Origin of the sequence: Bordetella hinzii LMG 13501, from assembly GCF_001548475.1 — a bacterium.
GTDB classification, from domain to species: domain Bacteria; phylum Pseudomonadota; class Gammaproteobacteria; order Burkholderiales; family Burkholderiaceae_B; genus Bordetella; species Bordetella hinzii.
This window is the reverse complement of record NZ_LRUJ01000049.1, coordinates 12971-28929: the sequence shown is the minus strand read 5'-3', so window position 1 is coordinate 28929 and position 15959 is coordinate 12971. Positions and strand designations below refer to the sequence as shown.

11 protein-coding genes and 1 pseudogene are annotated in these 15959 nt (G+C 68.3%); 7 read left to right on the top strand and 5 right to left on the bottom strand.

From position 1 onward, the window contains the following. Together AXA74_RS21790 and AXA74_RS21785 are read left to right on the top strand one after the other, a co-directional pair. Positions 1–2500, top strand: a pseudogene (locus AXA74_RS21790) (DUF748 domain-containing protein); the annotation flags it as partial. A 21-nt stretch (positions 2501–2521) separates the two neighbouring features. After that, positions 2522–3400 (top strand): dienelactone hydrolase family protein, encoded by an 879-nt coding sequence (locus AXA74_RS21785; RefSeq protein WP_029579321.1) that lies wholly within the window; start codon positions 2522–2524, stop codon positions 3398–3400. A gap of 18 nt (positions 3401–3418) precedes the next feature. Here the strand turns inward: AXA74_RS21785 and AXA74_RS21780 are convergent, their stop codons facing one another. Next, positions 3419–3838 (bottom strand): hypothetical protein, encoded by a 420-nt coding sequence (locus AXA74_RS21780; protein WP_029579322.1) that lies wholly within the window; start codon positions 3836–3838, stop codon positions 3419–3421. A gap of 217 nt (positions 3839–4055) precedes the next feature. On the opposite strand from AXA74_RS21780, the gene AXA74_RS21775 reads away from it, so the two are divergent. After that, positions 4056–4559, top strand: a complete 504-nt coding sequence (locus tag AXA74_RS21775; RefSeq protein WP_032979689.1) for a peroxiredoxin — start codon at positions 4056–4058, stop codon at positions 4557–4559. A gap of 69 nt (positions 4560–4628) precedes the next feature. Then, positions 4629–6044, top strand: coding sequence for an MFS transporter (locus AXA74_RS21770; RefSeq protein ID WP_029579324.1), 1416 nt, complete (start codon positions 4629–4631; stop codon positions 6042–6044). Positions 6045–6054: 10 nt separating this feature from the next. On the opposite strand, the gene AXA74_RS21765 is transcribed toward AXA74_RS21770, so the two are convergent. The 3 genes from AXA74_RS21765 to AXA74_RS21755 form a co-directional block, all read right to left on the bottom strand. Beyond that, complete coding sequence (locus AXA74_RS21765) at positions 6055–7218, bottom strand: hypothetical protein (protein WP_370736811.1); 1164 nt, start codon at positions 7216–7218, stop codon at positions 6055–6057. Then, entirely contained in the window at positions 7215–7943 is a 729-nt protein-coding gene (locus AXA74_RS21760; protein ID WP_029579326.1) for a helix-turn-helix domain-containing protein, read from the bottom strand. Before AXA74_RS21760 ends, AXA74_RS21765 begins: the two co-directional genes overlap by 4 nt. Positions 7944–8074: 131 nt before the next feature. After that, positions 8075–9619, bottom strand: coding sequence for an alanine racemase (locus AXA74_RS21755; protein WP_032979691.1), 1545 nt, complete (start codon positions 9617–9619; stop codon positions 8075–8077). Between the two features lie 158 nt (positions 9620–9777). Here AXA74_RS21755 and clpB point away from each other — a divergent pair, with 158 nt between their 5' ends. Next, on the top strand, positions 9778–12381 hold the full coding sequence (gene clpB, locus AXA74_RS21750; protein ID WP_032963084.1) for an ATP-dependent chaperone ClpB: 2604 nt from the start codon (positions 9778–9780) through the stop codon (positions 12379–12381). A 57-nt stretch (positions 12382–12438) separates the two neighbouring features. Here the strand turns inward: clpB and AXA74_RS21745 are convergent, their stop codons facing one another. Next, positions 12439–13386 carry a LysR family transcriptional regulator gene (locus AXA74_RS21745; RefSeq protein ID WP_032955592.1) on the bottom strand — a complete coding sequence of 316 codons (948 nt, stop codon included), beginning with the start codon at positions 13384–13386 and terminating at the stop codon, positions 12439–12441. 99 nt (positions 13387–13485) lie between these two features. Between AXA74_RS21745 and AXA74_RS21740 the strand changes: the two genes are divergently transcribed. After that, the gene (locus AXA74_RS21740; protein WP_032955612.1) at positions 13486–14934 is read left to right on the top strand and encodes an N-acyl-D-amino-acid deacylase family protein; all 1449 of its coding nucleotides are present in this window, start codon (positions 13486–13488) and stop codon (positions 14932–14934) included. A 47-nt stretch (positions 14935–14981) separates the two neighbouring features. Continuing rightward, the gene (locus AXA74_RS21735) at positions 14982–15941 is read left to right on the top strand and encodes a tripartite tricarboxylate transporter substrate binding protein BugE (RefSeq protein ID WP_032955591.1); all 960 of its coding nucleotides are present in this window, start codon (positions 14982–14984) and stop codon (positions 15939–15941) included. Positions 15942–15959 lie beyond the last annotated feature (18 nt).

Genomic DNA, 15959 nt, shown 5'->3' with positions numbered 1-15959 from the left:
CAGCACCTTTATACGGGGGGGGGGAACCTCGGGCCCCCGCAGGCCCCAGCCCCGCCGCGATGCCGAGCAACGTGTCAATTGGCTGGAGGTGATCGACAAGCTCCGCCAGCTGGGCGCGGGCGGCAAACCGGTCCATCCGGCGGCCCCGCCGGCCGCGCCCGCGCCCGGCCCGGCCGCCTCCTCGCAGCCGGTGCCGCCTGCCGGTGGCCAGGCGGCCCCGCAAGCCCAGGGAAGCCCCGCGCCCTCCGAGGCCGCGCCCGCGCCGCAGCAATGGCAGGTGGCCGTGGACGCCATCAATGTCCGCGATGCCGAACTGCATCTGCGCGATGCCGCGACCCGCCTGGACTATCTGATCACCGGCCTGGACCTGACGGTCGAGACCGTGCAGCTGCCGCAGCCGCCCAAGCAGCCCATCCAGATCTGGGCCAGCATGGAAAACAGCGTCGACGGCGGCTGGCTGCGGGCCAAGGGGCCGCTCAGGCTGGAGCCGCTGGCACTGGACATGGAACTGCACATGGGCAATGTTGCGCTGGCGCCTTTCGCGCCGGCGGTGCAGGCTGCCGCGCCCCTGGTCATCAAGGACGGCCGGCTGGCGCTGGACACCCGGATACGACTGGCCCAGGCCAACGGCGCCACCCAGGCCAGCGCCCATGACCTCAAGCTGTCGCTGTCGCGGCTGGCCGCCCGCGATGAGGGCATCAAGCCGGCCGTGGACATCTCGCTGGGGCAGCTGGATGTGGGCGCCGACCAGCTTTCGCTGGGGGCCACCCCCTCGAACTTCACCCTGAAGGCCGCCGATATCCAGGGCAAGGGGCAACTGGCCATGCAGGGCGTGTTCACGTCCTCGCCGGTCACGCTCAAATCCCAGGTCGACCTCTCCAGCCTGGACCTGGCGCCCTTTGCGCCTTATGTGGCCTCCAGCCTGAACGCGACGGTGCGCGCCGTGACCGTGGGCGCGCGCGGCCAGGCGGAGTTCGCCATGGGCCAGGGCAGCACGCCGATGACCGCTTCCTGGCGCGGCGCGGCCGAAGTCAGCGACTTTGACCTGCAAGACCGCGTCAACAAGGCGGACTTCCTCAATTGGGGCAAGCTGGCCCTGTCGAACATGCAGGTCGCGCTGCGGGGGACGCAGTTCTCGGCCAATCTGGGCGACATCGTGCTGGACGACTTCTACGGCCGCGTGCTGCTCAACGCCGAGGGGCGCCTGAACATCATGGACCTGGTCGCCGAACCCGGCCAGGCCGGGGGCTCCATCACGCAGGACACGCAGACCCGGGCGCGGCCGGCGCCGGCCAAGGCGGCTTCGGCCATGCCGGACATCTCGCTCAATAGCGTGACGCTGACGCGCGGCAAGATGAATTTCACCGACCGTTTCGTCAAGCCCAACTATACGGCCGAGCTTTCGGCCATCGAAGGGTCGGTCTCGGCGGTGTCTTCGCGCAACCCCCAGCCGGCGCGGGTCAAGGTGGGCGGGCGCGTCTATACCACGGCGCCTTTCTCCATCAGCGGGACGGTCCAGCCTTTCGCGCAATATCTGGCGCTGGACATCAAAGCCTCGGCCAAGGGGGTGGACTTGCCGCGCTTCACGACCTACTCGGCCAAGTACGTGGGCTATCCCATCAAGCGCGGCAAGCTGTCGCTGGACGTCGAGTACAAGATCAAGAACCGCGAGCTGCAGGCCAGCAACCGCGTCGTGCTCAACCAGCTGACCCTGGGCGACAAGACAGACAGCAAGGACGCCCTGCAGCTGCCCGTATTGCTGGCCGTGGCGCTGCTCAAGGACAGCAAGGGCAACATCGATATCAACCTGCCGATTTCCGGCTCGCTGGACGATCCGCAGTTCTCGGTCGGCGGCATCATCGTGCGGGTCTTCGTCAATCTGATCGTCAAGGCGGTCACCTCGCCCTTCAGCCTGCTGGCCTCGGTCTTCGGCGGCGGCGAAGAACTCTCCTACATCGAATTCGCCCCGGGCAGCGCCGAGCTCTCGCCCGACAGCGAGGAACGGCTGCAGACGCTGGCCAAGGCCCTGAACGACCGGCCCAGCCTCAAGCTGGACATCGCCGGACGCGCCGATCCCAAGACCGACGAGGAAGGCCTGCGCCAGGCCTGGGTGGATCGCCAGATCCGCCTGGCCAAGGCGCGCGAGACGGCTGGCCGCGGCAAGAAGCCCAACCCCGAGGGCGTGACCGTCAGCGCCGCCGAGCGCGGCAAATACCTCGAAAAGGTCTACGACGACACCAAGATCGAGGGCAAGCCCAGGAACTTCATCGGCATCGCCAAGTCCATTCCGGCCGACCAGATGGAGGCCTTGCTGCGCGGCGCGGCCACCATCACGCAGGACGATCTGCGCAAGCTGGCCGACGCGCGGGCGCAGGCCGTGTTCGAGAAGCTGCAGGCCGAAGGACCGGCCGACCGGATTTTCATCGTCGCGCCCGTACTCGACGCCGAGGGCATCAAAGATGACGGCAAGCCCTCGCGCGTCGATTTCTCTTTGAAGTGATCCCACCCGGAGGGTGTTTCCATGGTTTTCAAAGATGCCGAAATCGATAGTCTCCTGCCGCCCCTGAAGCTGAACCGGCGCGGTTTCATCGCCACCGGCGTGGCGGCCGGTTTTTCGCTGGCCGCCGGCCCCGTGGCGGCCCAGACGGCCATCAAGACCGACAGCAAGGGTTTGGTGGCCGGGCGCGTCGATATCCCGACCACCGACGGCAAGATGCCCGCCTATCGCGCCGCGCCCGAGGGCAGGAAAGGGCTGGCCACGTTATTGGTGGTCTCCGAGATCTTCGGAGTGCATGAATACATCCAGGATGTCTGCCGCCGGCTGGCCCACCAAGGCTATCTCGCGATCGCGCCCGAACTCTTCGCCCGCCAGGGCGACCCCGCCAAATATTCCGACATCGCCACGCTGCGCGCCCAGATCATCGACAAAGTGCCCGACGCCCAGGTCATGGCCGACCTGGACGCCACCGTCACCTGGGCGGCGGCCAATGGCGGCGCGGCCGACAAGCTGGGCATCCTGGGCTTTTGCTGGGGCGGCCGCATCGTCTGGCTCTACGCGGCCCATCGCGCCGGCCTGGCGGCGGGGGCGGCCTGGTATGGCCAGCTGGGCGGCGAGCCCAGCGCGCTCAAGCCGCGCTCGGTGCTGGACGTGGTGCCCAATCTGCAGGCGCCCGTGCTGGGCGCCTATGGCGGCAAGGACGCCGGCATTCCGCTGACGGACGTGGACAAGATGCGGGTGGCGCTGGCCAAGGGGCCGGCCGCCGCCAAGGCTTCGCGCATCGACGTCTATCCCGATGCGCCGCACGCCTTCCATGCCGACTACCGGCCCAGCTTCCACAAGGCCGAGGCAGAACAGGCCTGGCAGCGCATGCTGGACTGGTTCAAGCAGAACGGGCTCTGAGCCTCCGTGGCGCGCGGATCAACGCGCCGGCTTTTCGGGCAGGCCATCGGTCACTTCGGCGATGGCCTGTTTCATTTCGCGGTAGCCGATCGCGCGTTCGCGCTGGAAACTGCCCAGCACGCCGGCGCAGCCGTCGACCCCGCCCTGGCGCATCTGCTCCATCATTTGTTTGCCATTTTCCTGGCCCTGCGCAAAGCGGCTGTCCAGGTTGGCGGTGTCGTAGCGGTATTCCTGGGCATAGTGCTTGAGGTTCACGTGCCAGTTCGATTCATGCTGGCGCAGGTCGGGTTCCGAGGCGCCGCAGGTGCGCGCCGCGCCATTGGTCGCGCCGGCGGCGATGACAATCTGCTCGAAAGTGACCTGGCCGCCGGGGTCTGCCGGGGCCTGGGCCTGCGCCGCCGGCGCCAGGGCGGCCAGCGCCATCCAAAGGGCTCGCATGATTCGGTCCTCCGTCGCTTGTTCGCAACGCTTGATTATCGCCAGCCACGGCGGCCACGGATGTTCCCGGCCGGTTTGCAGTCGTTTCAGTCTGTGCGCAGGCTTTTCCCGGCGGGCCGCGGCCCCCGGGCCGGCGACACGATCTATGATGGAGGGCAAGCCGCGCCCGCGGCCCGCCGAGAAGGCAAACAGATAAACGTTCCTGTTGGAGAATTTCATGACTATTTCCGTTGGCGCCCGCGTGCCGGACGGCACGCTCACCGAGTTCATCGAAACCGAAACTCCGGGCTGCCAGCTCGGTCCCAACGCCTTCCAGGTCTCCGATCTGACGCGCGGCAAGAAGATCGCGCTGTTCGCGCTGCCGGGCGCTTTCACGCCGACCTGCTCGGCCAAGCACCTGCCGGGCTATATCGCCCGCGCGCAGGATTTCGCCGATAAGGGCGTGGATGAAATCTGGTGCGTGGCCGTCAACGATGCCTTCGTGATGGGCGCCTGGGGCCGTGAGCAGAATGCCGGCGGCAAGGTGCGCATGCTGGCCGACGGCTCGGCGCTCTGGACGCGCGAGCTGGGCCTGGAGCTGGACCTCATCGCGCGCGGCATGGGCGTGCGTTCGCAGCGCTACTCGGCCCTGATCGAAGACGGCGTGGTCACCCGCCTGAACATCGAGGCCCCCGGCAAGTTCGAGGTCAGCGACGCCGATACCCTGCTGTCGCAGATCTGATGTTTTCCAGGAGGCCGGCGGTCCGGCCTCCCGTGCAGCCCCTTCGCCTCCTCTGCTGCCCGCCCGCCCATGCTATCGACCATATTTTCGTTTTCCTCGCTGTACTTCGCCACGCTGTTGATGTTGATCGGCACGGGCCTGTTCAACACCTATATGGGCCTGACCCTGACGGCGAAATCCGTCAACGAAGTCTGGATCGGCTCCATGATCGCAGGGTATTACCTCGGCCTGGTCTGCGGGGCGCGGCTGGGCCACAAACTCATCATCCGGGTGGGCCATATCCGGGCCTTCGTGGCCTGCGCGGCCGTGGCCACCAGCATGATCCTGCTGCAGGCCCAGATCGACTACCTGCCCATCTGGCTGCTGCTGCGCCTGGTCTCGGGCATCATGATGGTGACCGAATTCATGGTCATCGAAAGCTGGCTCAACGAACAAACCGAAAACCGCCAGCGCGGCCGCGTATTCTCGGTGTACATGGTGGTCTCCGGCCTGGGCACGGTGCTGGGACAGCTGGCGCTCACGCTCTACGGCGCGCTGGACGACGGGCCGCTCATCCTGGTGGCCATGTGCCTGGTCCTGTGCCTGGTGCCCATCGCCGTGACGGCGCGCTCGCACCCGCCCACGCCGCGTCCGGCGCCGCTGGACTTCTTCTTTTTCGTCAAGCGCGTGCCGCTGGCCATGACGGTCCTGTTCGTGGCCGGCAACCTGAGTGGCGCCTTCTACGGGCTGGCCCCGGTCTATGCCGCCAAGCATGGCCTGCAGACTTCCCAGGTGGCCTTGTTCGTCGCCGTGTCCGTCACCGCCGGCCTGCTGTCGCAATGGCCCATCGGCTGGCTGTCCGACCGCGTCAATCGCGCCGGCCTGATCCGTTTCAACGCCGCCGTGCTGGTGCTGCTGCCCACGCTGATGTGGGGCTGGCTGGACCTGCCTTTCTGGCTGCTGCTCTGCCTCTCGGCGCTGCTGGGCGTGCTGCAGTTCACCCTCTATCCGCTGGGCGCGGCCCTGGCCAATGACCATGTGGAGGCCGAGCGCCGGGTGAGCCTGAGCGCCGTGCTGCTGATGGTCTACGGGGTGGGCGCCTGCCTGGGCCCGCTGGTCGCCGGCATCCTCATGTCGCTCGGCGGGCACGCCATGTACTACGTCTTCGTGCCGGCCTGCGCCCTTATCCTGGTCTGGCGCGTGCGGCCCAGCGCCGTCACTGGCGTGCACCAGGTCGAGGAGGCGCCGGTGCAATTCGTGCCCATGCCCGACACGCTGCAGTCCTCGCCCGCCATGGTGGCCTTGGATCCCCGTGTGGATCCCGAGGTGGACCCGGCCATGGAGATGGTCACGCCCGAGGCCGGCGTGGTGCAGCCGCCGCCGCCGGCCGCCGAACCCGCTGCCGGCACGGCGGCCTTCGACAACGTCGTGGCCGAGCCGGGCGAGCCGGCCACCGTCCTGTCCGCCGACGGCGCGCCGAGTCCGCGCACGGGGACGGACGCCTGAGAGCGGACGGTCAGCGCGTGATGGGCAGGCAGGCCGCGCCCTGGGTCAGCGGCGCGCTGGTCTCGCCCAGCAGGGCCCGCGCGCCGCAGGTCGAGCCGAACATGGCCGCCACGTTGTGGCCGGTCTCCACGACTTCCTGGGCCTGGTGCGCCAGCGCCGGCCAGTCCGGGTGGCGCTGGGCACTGTCCAGCTCATGGCGCCAATAGCCCAGGCCGCGCGCCCAGCGCGTGGCGCCCTGGGCCTCGGCGCCGCAGGTCTTGTCCAGGAATTGATGCTCGGGGTTGTTGTCGGCGCTGCCCAGCAGATAAGTGACATGGCGCGCCGCGTAGCGCGAGGCCAGCCGCGCGCGGTCCACGTCATGCAGATAGGCGGGCAGTTGGTCCAGGCCGTACTTGTATTGGTTGTAGGTGGGGCAGATCCCGCGCTCGTAGGGCGCGAATCCGCGGCCGTCGGGACGCGGCCGGTCCGGCGTCAGGTATAGATAGGAAGACGGGTTGGCGACCACATAACGCACGTCCAGGCCTTTCTTGCGCAGATCCTCGTCGACATTGTTGAGCACCGCATAGCGCTGGATGAGCTGGCCGCCGGCGGAGTGGCCCGCAAGCACCACCGTGCGCAGCGCCGGCAGGCGCTCGGGGCGGGCCAGTTCCTGCAGGATGTCGTCGAGCACCCGCATCGAGCCGACCGGGGCCGGCCGGCCCTTGGCCGGCATGCTGGGTTCGCCATCTTCCCAGCTGGCGCGGCGCCAGGCCGGCATATGGCCGAAACCGGCGTCGATGGCGCTGGCGAACTTGGGCGCGATGATTAAGGTGTCGTCCAGGCGGTCCGGGTTGGTGCCCATCAGGGCCGAGACCGCTTCGTAGGAACGGGTGGCATCGCGCTTGACGCCATGCACGACGATGACCAGCCGGCGGATGCCGCGCAGGTCGTCCCGCTTGAGATTCTTGCTGGCATAGACCGGGAAGGGGTAGCGCTGCCCCGCGCGCCCCAGCTCCAGGGCACGCCAGGGCGGCGTGCGCGCCGGGTCGGCGGCGACCGGTTCGTCATAGGGGTCGGCGGCCTCGTCGGCCGGCTGCACGGCCTGGGCCATCGGCGCGGCGGCCGGCAGGCCCGCCAGGGCCGCGGCCAGGACCAGGCAGTACCCGCCACGCCGAGGCTTCATACCGCCTGTCAGCAGTGCTCGTGGCCGAGCAATTGGCGCAGGGCCGGCTGGTCGAGCAGCCGGACTTCGCGCTGGTTGATCCGGATCAGGCCTTCGCGGGCAAAGCGCGAGAACAGGCGGCTGACCGTCTCCAGCGTCAGGCCGAGATAGTTGCCGATTTCTTCGCGGCTCATGCGCAGCACGAATTCGGTCGACGAATAGCCCAGCGCGGCATAGCGCTGCGACAGATTCAACAGGAAGGCCGCCAGGCGCTGCTCAGAGCGCATGGAACCCAGGGTGGCCAGCATCTGGTGCGAGCGGCTGATCTCGCGGCTCATCAGGCGGCGGAACTGTTGCTGCAGGCTGGGCAGGTGACTGGCGACGCGGTCGATCTCGGCGATGCGGATGACGCAGACTTCGGAGTCTTCCAGGGCCACGGCGTTGGACACATGGCGCGATTCGAGCATGCCGTCCAGGCCGACGATCTCCCCCGGCAGATGAAAGCCGGTGATCTGCAGCTGGCCGGCGGCGTCTTCGAGCTGGGTCTTGAGCGAGCCGTAGCGCACCCCGAAAACGGCGTCCAGCGGCGTGTCGAGTTCATAGAGCGTATTGCCTTTTTCGACCCGCACACGCTCCTTGACCAGGTCGTCGAGTTTTTCCACCTCGGCGGCGGCCATGCCGATGGGGATGCAGACATGGCCCAGCATGCAACTGGAGCAATGCGCGGCATCAGGCGCAATGGGAACCCGCTTCAGCATTCGTGACCTCGTTGTTTTGATACACCGGCTCCGGGAGATGGCGCGGCTTGTTCGTATGCATACATTGTAGTCTTCTTGCCGGAATTTCGCCGATTTATGCGGCCAGCTGACAGAATTTGACGGTTTTCGCGTTACCAGCCGCCAAAGCGCGCCCAGATGCCTTCGACGCGGTCGCTGTCCGGCCGCACCAAGTGGTAGCGCGTGTGCTGCGCGGCTGTCGCGCAAGCATGGTTGGGCAGGATGCGCAGTTGCGAGCCCACGGGGTAGGCCGCGGCCAGGTCGATGGGCGGGGCGGAGTCGAAGGCGAGCACGCCGTGCTCCTGGTTGGCGTCGGTCATGCGCAGCCCCGGTATGGGCCGGCCCAGGCGGTCGCAGACCAGGCCGTAACCCTGGTCGACGGGCTGGCGCGCGGTGCCCCGGTCGCGGCTCAGGGCCATCCAGCCGCCATCGGTGATGATCCAGCCGCGGTCGGCCTGGTGGCCCAGCACGGTGACCAGCACCGACAGGGCGATCTCATCGGGCGTGCAGGCGCCCACGCCGGACATGACCAGGTCGAAGAAAACATAGACGCCGGCGCGCAGCTCGGTGACGCCTTCGAGGTGGCGGGCATAGCGGGCCGTGGGCGTGGATCCCACGCTGACAATGGGGCAGGGGTGGCCCTGGTCCCGCAGGCGCTGGGCGGCGGCCACGCAGGCGGCGCGCTCCTGCTCGGCCAGGGCCACGATGGCTTCGCGGCTGCGGCAGTTGTATGACTCGCCGGCGTGGGTCAGCACGCCGGCCACCGTCACGCCACCGGCGCGCAGCAGCTCGGCGATGGCCGGCAGCTCGGGGTCGTCGGGTTTCAGGCCGCTGCGGTGGCCGTCGCAATCGATTTCCAGCAGGCAGGGCAGGTCCAGCGCCAAGCGGGCGCGGGCCGCGCACACGGCTTCGGCCGCCTGGCGGTTGTCAAGAATGATCTTCAGGTTGCAGCCGGCGCGGCGCAGGCGGCCGACGTGTTCCAGCTTGTTGGGCGTGATGCCCACCGCGTAGAGGATGTCGTCAAAGCCCGCGGCGTGGAAGCGCTCGGCTTCCTTCAGGGTCGAGACGGTAATGGGGCCGGGTTGGCCGCCGCCGGCGGCCAGCGCCACCTCGATGCACTTGGCCGTCTTGACATGGGGCCGCAGCATCACGCCCAGGGCCGCGGCGCGCGCCCGCATCATGTCGGTGTTGGCCCGCAGGCGGTCCAGGTCCAGCAGCAGCGCCGGCGTCTCCAGCGAACCCAGGGCCGCGGTGTCGCGCGCCGCGCGATAGGACACCCAATCGTCGGCGGCAATATGGCGCCCGCTCGGGGCGGCGCCGGGATTGACCGGGTAGTACTGGCACAAGACCGGACCCAGGGCGGTCTCGGCCTGCACCTCGGCGCGCACGAAACAGGAGTCCCCCTCGGGATGGACCTCCTCGATGTCGTCCAGCACGGGCAGCAGCCGCGGGTCCACTTGATAGATGTCGCCGATGACGCAGCGGCCGTCATGGGCGGGCAGCAAGCCGGGCCAGTCGCCGAAATCGACCAGATGGCCGGGCACGCGGCCCGGGCCGATGAAACGCGGGGCGGGCAGGCCGTGTCTTGCGGCCACTTGCGTCAGATCATGGATTTCGCCACTGCGTAGCGTGCCGTAGACAAAAACGTTTATGCTCATCGGACCGCCCTCTGGATATAGGCGGTAGTGTAAGTCACTGTAAGTCGACTTTCCGCGTGTGGCGCCGGGTCTTGAAAAGTCCCATTCCGGCCGCACATTCAGGTCATCGAGCCGGCTGACGGGTTTCGGCATGGCTCCCCAACTGCCAACCGACCACTATGCGATTCGACAAACTTACCACCAAGTTCCAGCAAGCCCTGGCGGACGCGCAAAGCCTTGCCGCCCGCAACGACAATCCCTATATCGAGCCGGTCCACGTGCTGGCCGCCCTGCTCGCCGACGCCGACAGCGGCGCGGGCAGCCTGCTGGCGCGCGCCGGCGTGGCGGTCAACCGCCTGCAGCCTGCCCTGGAGACGGCCATGCGCGCCTTGCCGCAGGTCGCCGGCGAGGACAATGTGCAGGTCGGCCGCGATCTGCAGGGCGTGCTCACGCGCACCGACAAGGAGGCCGCGCGCCGCGGCGACACCTTCATCGCCAGCGAGCTCTTCCTGCTCGCCCTGGCCGATGACAAGGGCGAGGCCGGGCGCATCCTGCGCGAGGCCGGCCTGCAGAAAAAAGCGCTCGAGACCGCCATCGACGCCGTGCGCGGCGGCGAAAAAATCTCCGAGGCCGAAGGCGAGTCCAACCGCGAGGCGCTGGCCAAGTACACGCTGGACCTCACCGAGCGCGCCCGCGAGGGCAAGCTCGATCCCGTCATCGGCCGCGATGACGAAATCCGCCGCACCATCCAGATCCTGCAGCGCCGCACCAAGAACAACCCCGTGCTGATCGGCGAGCCTGGCGTGGGCAAGACCGCCATCGTCGAAGGCCTGGCCCAGCGCATCGTCAACGACGAAGTGCCCGAGACGCTGCGCGGCAAGCGCGTGCTCTCGCTGGACCTCGCCGCGCTGCTGGCCGGCGCCAAGTTCCGCGGCGAATTCGAAGAACGCCTGAAGGCCGTGCTCAAAGAGCTGTCGCAGGACGACGGGCAGAACATCGTCTTCATCGACGAGCTGCATACCATGGTGGGCGCGGGCAAGGCCGAGGGCGCCATGGACGCGGGCAATATGCTCAAGCCCGCGCTGGCGCGCGGAGAGCTGCACTGCATCGGCGCCACCACGCTGGACGAGTACCGCAAGTACATCGAAAAAGACGCCGCGCTGGAGCGCCGCTTCCAGAAGGTCCTGGTGGGCGAGCCCGACGTCGAGTCGACCATCGCCATCCTGCGCGGCCTGCAGGAGCGCTACGAGATCCACCACGGCGTGGAGATCACCGACCCGGCCATCGTCGCGGCCGCCGAGCTCTCGCACCGCTATATCACCGACCGTTTCCTGCCCGACAAGGCCATCGACCTGATCGACGAGGCGGCGTCGCGCATCCGCATGGAGATCGACTCCAAGCCCGAGGTGATGGACAAGCTGGATCGCCGCATCATCCAGCTCAAGATCGAGCGCGAGGCCGTCAAGAAGGAAACCGACGACGCCTCCAAGCGCCGCCTGGCCGCCATCGAGGAAGAACTTGAGCGCCTGCAGCGCGAGTACAACGACTACGAAGAAATCTGGAAAGCCGAAAAGGCCGCCGTGCAGGGCACGCAGTCCATCAAGGAAGAAATCGACCGCGTGCGCGCCGAGATGGCCGAGCTGCAGCGCAAGGGCCAGTTCGACAAGCTGGCCGAGCTGCAATATGGCAAGCTGCCCGAACTGGAGGCGCGCCTGAAGGCGGCCGACATGGCCGAGAGCGACATCGAGCGCGCCGAGACCGCCGGCGGCAAGCCGCGGCTGCTGCGCACCCAGGTCGGCGCCGAAGAGATCGCCGAGGTGGTCTCGCGCGCCACCGGCATCCCGGTGTCCAAGATGATGGAAGGCGAGCGCGACAAGCTGCTGCACATGGAAGACGCCCTGCACAAGCGCGTGGTGGGCCAGGACGAAGCCTGCAGCCTCGTGGCCGACGCCATCCGCCGTTCGCGCGCCGGCCTGGCCGATCCGTCCAAGCCCTATGGTTCCTTCCTCTTCCTGGGCCCCACGGGCGTGGGCAAGACCGAGCTGACACGCGCCTTGGCCGACTTCCTGTTCGACTCCGAAGAGCACATGATCCGCATCGACATGAGCGAATTCATGGAAAAGCACTCGGTGGCCCGTCTCATCGGCGCGCCGCCGGGCTATGTGGGCTACGAAGAGGGCGGCTACCTGACCGAGGCCGTGCGCCGCAAACCCTATAGCGTGGTGCTGCTCGACGAGGTCGAGAAGGCGCATCCGGACGTGTTCAACGTGTTGCTGCAGGTGCTGGACGACGGCCGCCTGACCGATGGCCAGGGCCGCACGGTGGATTTCCGCAACACCGTCATCGTGATGACGTCCAACCTGGGCTCGCAGCAGATCCAGAGCATGGCGGGCAAGCCCTACGAAGTCATCAAGGATGTGGTGATGGAAGAACTCAAGCAGACCCTGCGCCCGGAGTTCCTGAACCGCATCGATGAAGTCGTGGTCTTCCATGGCCTGGACGCGCAGCATATCGAGTCCATCGCGCGCATCCAGCTCAAGCGCCTGGCCGAACGCCTGGAAAAGCAGGAGATGCAGCTCGAAGTCACCGATGCCGCGCTGGCGGAGATTGCCCGCGTGGGCTTCGATCCGGTGTTCGGCGCGCGGCCGCTCAAGCGCGCCATCCAGCAGCAGATCGAGAACCCGGTCGCCAAGCTCATCCTGCAAGGCGTATTCGGGCCGCGCGATGTGGTGCCGGTGGACTACCAGGACGGCAAGTTCGTCTTCACCCGGACCTTGCAATAAGCGCGCGCGGTCCCACGAAGCCGGCCGGAAGGCCGGCTTTTTCTTGCGCGGCCGGACTCAGGCGCAGCGCTTGCAGCCCGCGGGCAGCCGGGCCAGGCGGACATGGGCCACGATGGCCTCGATGAGCGCGGCCGCCGCGGGGCTGGGCGTGCGCTCGTGTTCGCGGACGATGCACAACGTGCGCAGAACCGTCGGCCGGGCCAGCAAGGCGTAGCTCAGGCCGGGCAGCATGACGCGGTGTGCGGCCAGGGCGGGCAACAAGGCCACGCCCAGGCCGGCCTGCACCAGGGCAGCCTGCGAGGTGGTGCTGGAGGCTTCGTAGAACGGCGCGGCGGCTTCCACGGGAAGGTCGGCGCGCGCCCGCAGCAAGGCCATGATGCCGGTCTCGTCCACCACGCCGACCAGCTTGCGGCCGGCCAGCGCGCGCCAGGAGATATTGCCATCGCGCCCGGCCCGCAGCTGCGGGTCATCGCTGCGGTACAGCACGCCGAAGCGGTCTTCCAGCAAGGGGTCGAAAGCCAGGCCCGGCGCATCGGCCCAGCGGCTGGTCAGGCCGAAATCGACCTGGCCCGCGGCCACTAGGCGCTGGATGCTGCCCGAATTGTCGTCGCGCAGATAGAGCCTGATGCCGGGGTAGCGCGCGGCATAGCCGGCCGCGGCGGGGGAAATGATCTCGGTGATGGCCGAGGGCGCGGCGGCCACGCCCACGCGCCCGCGCTGCAGCGAGCCATAGCGCACGGCATCGTCGATGGCGCCGTCGAAATCGGCCAACAGGCGCAGCACCCGGGGCAGGAAATCCCGGCCCAGCGGCGTGAGCAGCACGCGGCGGCTGGTGCGCTCGAACAGGGCGGCGCCCAGGGCCGATTCCAGCTGGCGGATGAGCGTGGTGACCGAGGACTGCGTCTGGAACAGCCGCTTGGCGGCATGCGTGAAGCTGCTTTCCTGGGCGACGGCCACAAAGGCGTTCAGGTGCTTGAGCGTGACGTGCTTGGGCAGGCGATGCATTGCAAAATCCGATAGATGGATCAACTAAAACAATTTTCCCAGATTGATGACAAGGCGGATACTGCGGGGCGCCGGCTGTTCCGGCATCCCGATACGCAGATGACCCAGAATCCTTCCGACACCGCCGACTTCATCATCCGGGGCGCCGACCTCATCGACGGCAGCGGCGCGCCGAGGCGCCGCGCCGATCTCGCCGTGCGCGGCGACCGCATCATCGCCATCGGCCAGCTCGACGGCATGCCCGCCGGCCGGCGCATCGATGCCCAAGGCCGGGCGCTGGCGCCGGGCTTTATCGATGTGCACGGCCACGACGACCTGATGTTCGTGGAAAAACCCGCGCTGCCCTGGAAGACCAGCCAGGGCATCACCACCGTGGTGGTGGGCAATTGCGGCGTGAGCGGCGCGCCCGCCCCCCGGCCCGGCAATACCGCCGCGGCGCTGGCGTTGCTGGGCGAGACCCCCTTGTTTGCCGATATGGCCGCCTATCTGGCCGAATTGGAGCGCCTGCAGCCCATGATCAATGTGGCCGCGCTGGTGGGCCATGCCAATCTGCGCCTGGCCGTCATGGAAGATCCGGCGGCCGCGCCCAGTGCGGCAGAGCAGGCCGGCATGGAGGCCCTGCTGGAGCAGTCGCTGTTGGCCGGCGCCGTGGGTTTCAGCACCGGCCTGGCCTACGAGCCCGGCGCGCGCGCCCAGCCGGCCGAGCTGCATGGCCTGGCCCGCGTGGCCGCCGGCCATCGCCGCTTGCACACCAGCCACATTCGCAACGAGGCCGACGCCGTCGAGCAGGCCGTCGAAGAAGTCCTGGAAATGGGCCGCGCCACGGGCTGCGCTACGGTGGTCTCACACCACAAATGCATGATGCCGGCCAACTGGGGCAAGAGCCGCGCCACCTTGGCCAATATCGACCGCGCCCGCGCCCAGGGCCTGGACGTCGGCCTGGACATCTATCCCTATCCGGGCAGCTCCACCATTCTGATTCCCGAGCGGGCCGAGCAGATCGAGGAGATCCGCATCACCTGGTCGGTGCCCCACCCGGAGTGCAGCGGCCGCGCCCTGGCGGATATTGCCCGCGAATGGGGCTGCGACAAGACCACGGCGGCCCGGCGCCTGCTGCCGGCCGGCGCGATCTACTTCGCGATGGACGAGGCCGAGGTCCAGCGCATCTTCCAGCACCCGGCCTGCATGGTGGGCTCGGACGGCCTGCCCAATGATGCGCATCCCCATCCGCGCCTGTGGGGCTCGTTCACCCGCGTGCTCGGACGCTTTGTGCGCGAGGCCGGCCTGATGACGCTGGAGGCCGCGGTGGCGCGCATGACGGGGCTGCCCGCCCGCGTCTACGGCCTGCGCGACCGGGGCGAGCTGCGCGTGGGCGCCTACGCCGACCTGGTGCTGTTCGACCCGGCCACGGTGGCTGACCGCGCCACCTGGGAGACCCCGACCTTGCCTTCGGTGGGTGTGGACGGCGTCTGGGTCAACGGCCAGGCCGTTTTCCCGGCGCCTGCCCGCAGCCGCCCGGGGCGCGTCCTGCGCCGCGAAGCGGCCTGAGGCTGCCCGACCTGCTTGCCATCCTCAACTGTTTTGGAGACCTGACCATGCTGCGCAAGATCTGTGCCGCCCTGGCACTGGCCGCTGTCGCGCTGAGCGCGCACGCCGAATTTCCCGATCGCCCCATCACGCTGATCGTGCCTTTCCCGGCCGGCGGCCCCACCGACATCGTCGGCCGCGTGGCCGCGGCCAAGGCCGGCGAGATCCTGGGCCAGCAGATCGTGGTGGAAAACCGCACCGGGGCCTCGGGCACCATAGGCATGACCGCCACGGCCCGTGCCAAGCCCGACGGTTACACCGTCGGCCTGGCGACGGTGTCCACCCATGGCACCGCGCCGCATCTGTTCCCCAAGCTCGCCTATGACCCCGTCAAGGACTTCACGCCCATCAGCAATCTGGTGACCAGCCCCAACATCCTGGCGGTCAACCCCGCTTTTCCCGCCAAGGACCTGGCCGGTTTCGTGGCCCATGTCCGCGCCAATCCGGGCAAGGACGGCTACGCCAATGCCGGCGCGGGGGGCGTCAATGACCTGGGCATGATCTGGTTCCTGCAGATCATCGACGGCAAGATGAACAGTATTTCTTATCGCGGCTCGGCCCCGGCCCTGACGGACACCGTGGCCGGCGTGGTGCCGGCGATCTTCGACAACTTCCCGTCGACACTGCCCTACGTCAAGAGCGGCCATCTGCGGGCCCTGGCCATCACCGGCAATGCCCGCAATCCGCGCCTGCCCGAGCTGCCGACCTTCGCCGAGCTGGGCTACCGCGATTACGATGTGACGGCCTGGTATGGCGTGGTGGCGCCGGCCGGCCTGCCCGATGCGGTGCGCGACAAGCTGGCAAAGGCCTTCGCCCAGGCGGTGCGCGATCCGGCCACGGCCGCCAAGATGGAGGAGGCGGGCGCCTTCCCGCTGGGCAATACGCCTGCCGAGTTCGCGGCCCAGATCCGCACCGAGAAAGACCGCTGGCAGCGCGTCATCCAGCAGGCGGACATCAAGCTCCAGTAATTGCCGGTGCGCCGGGGC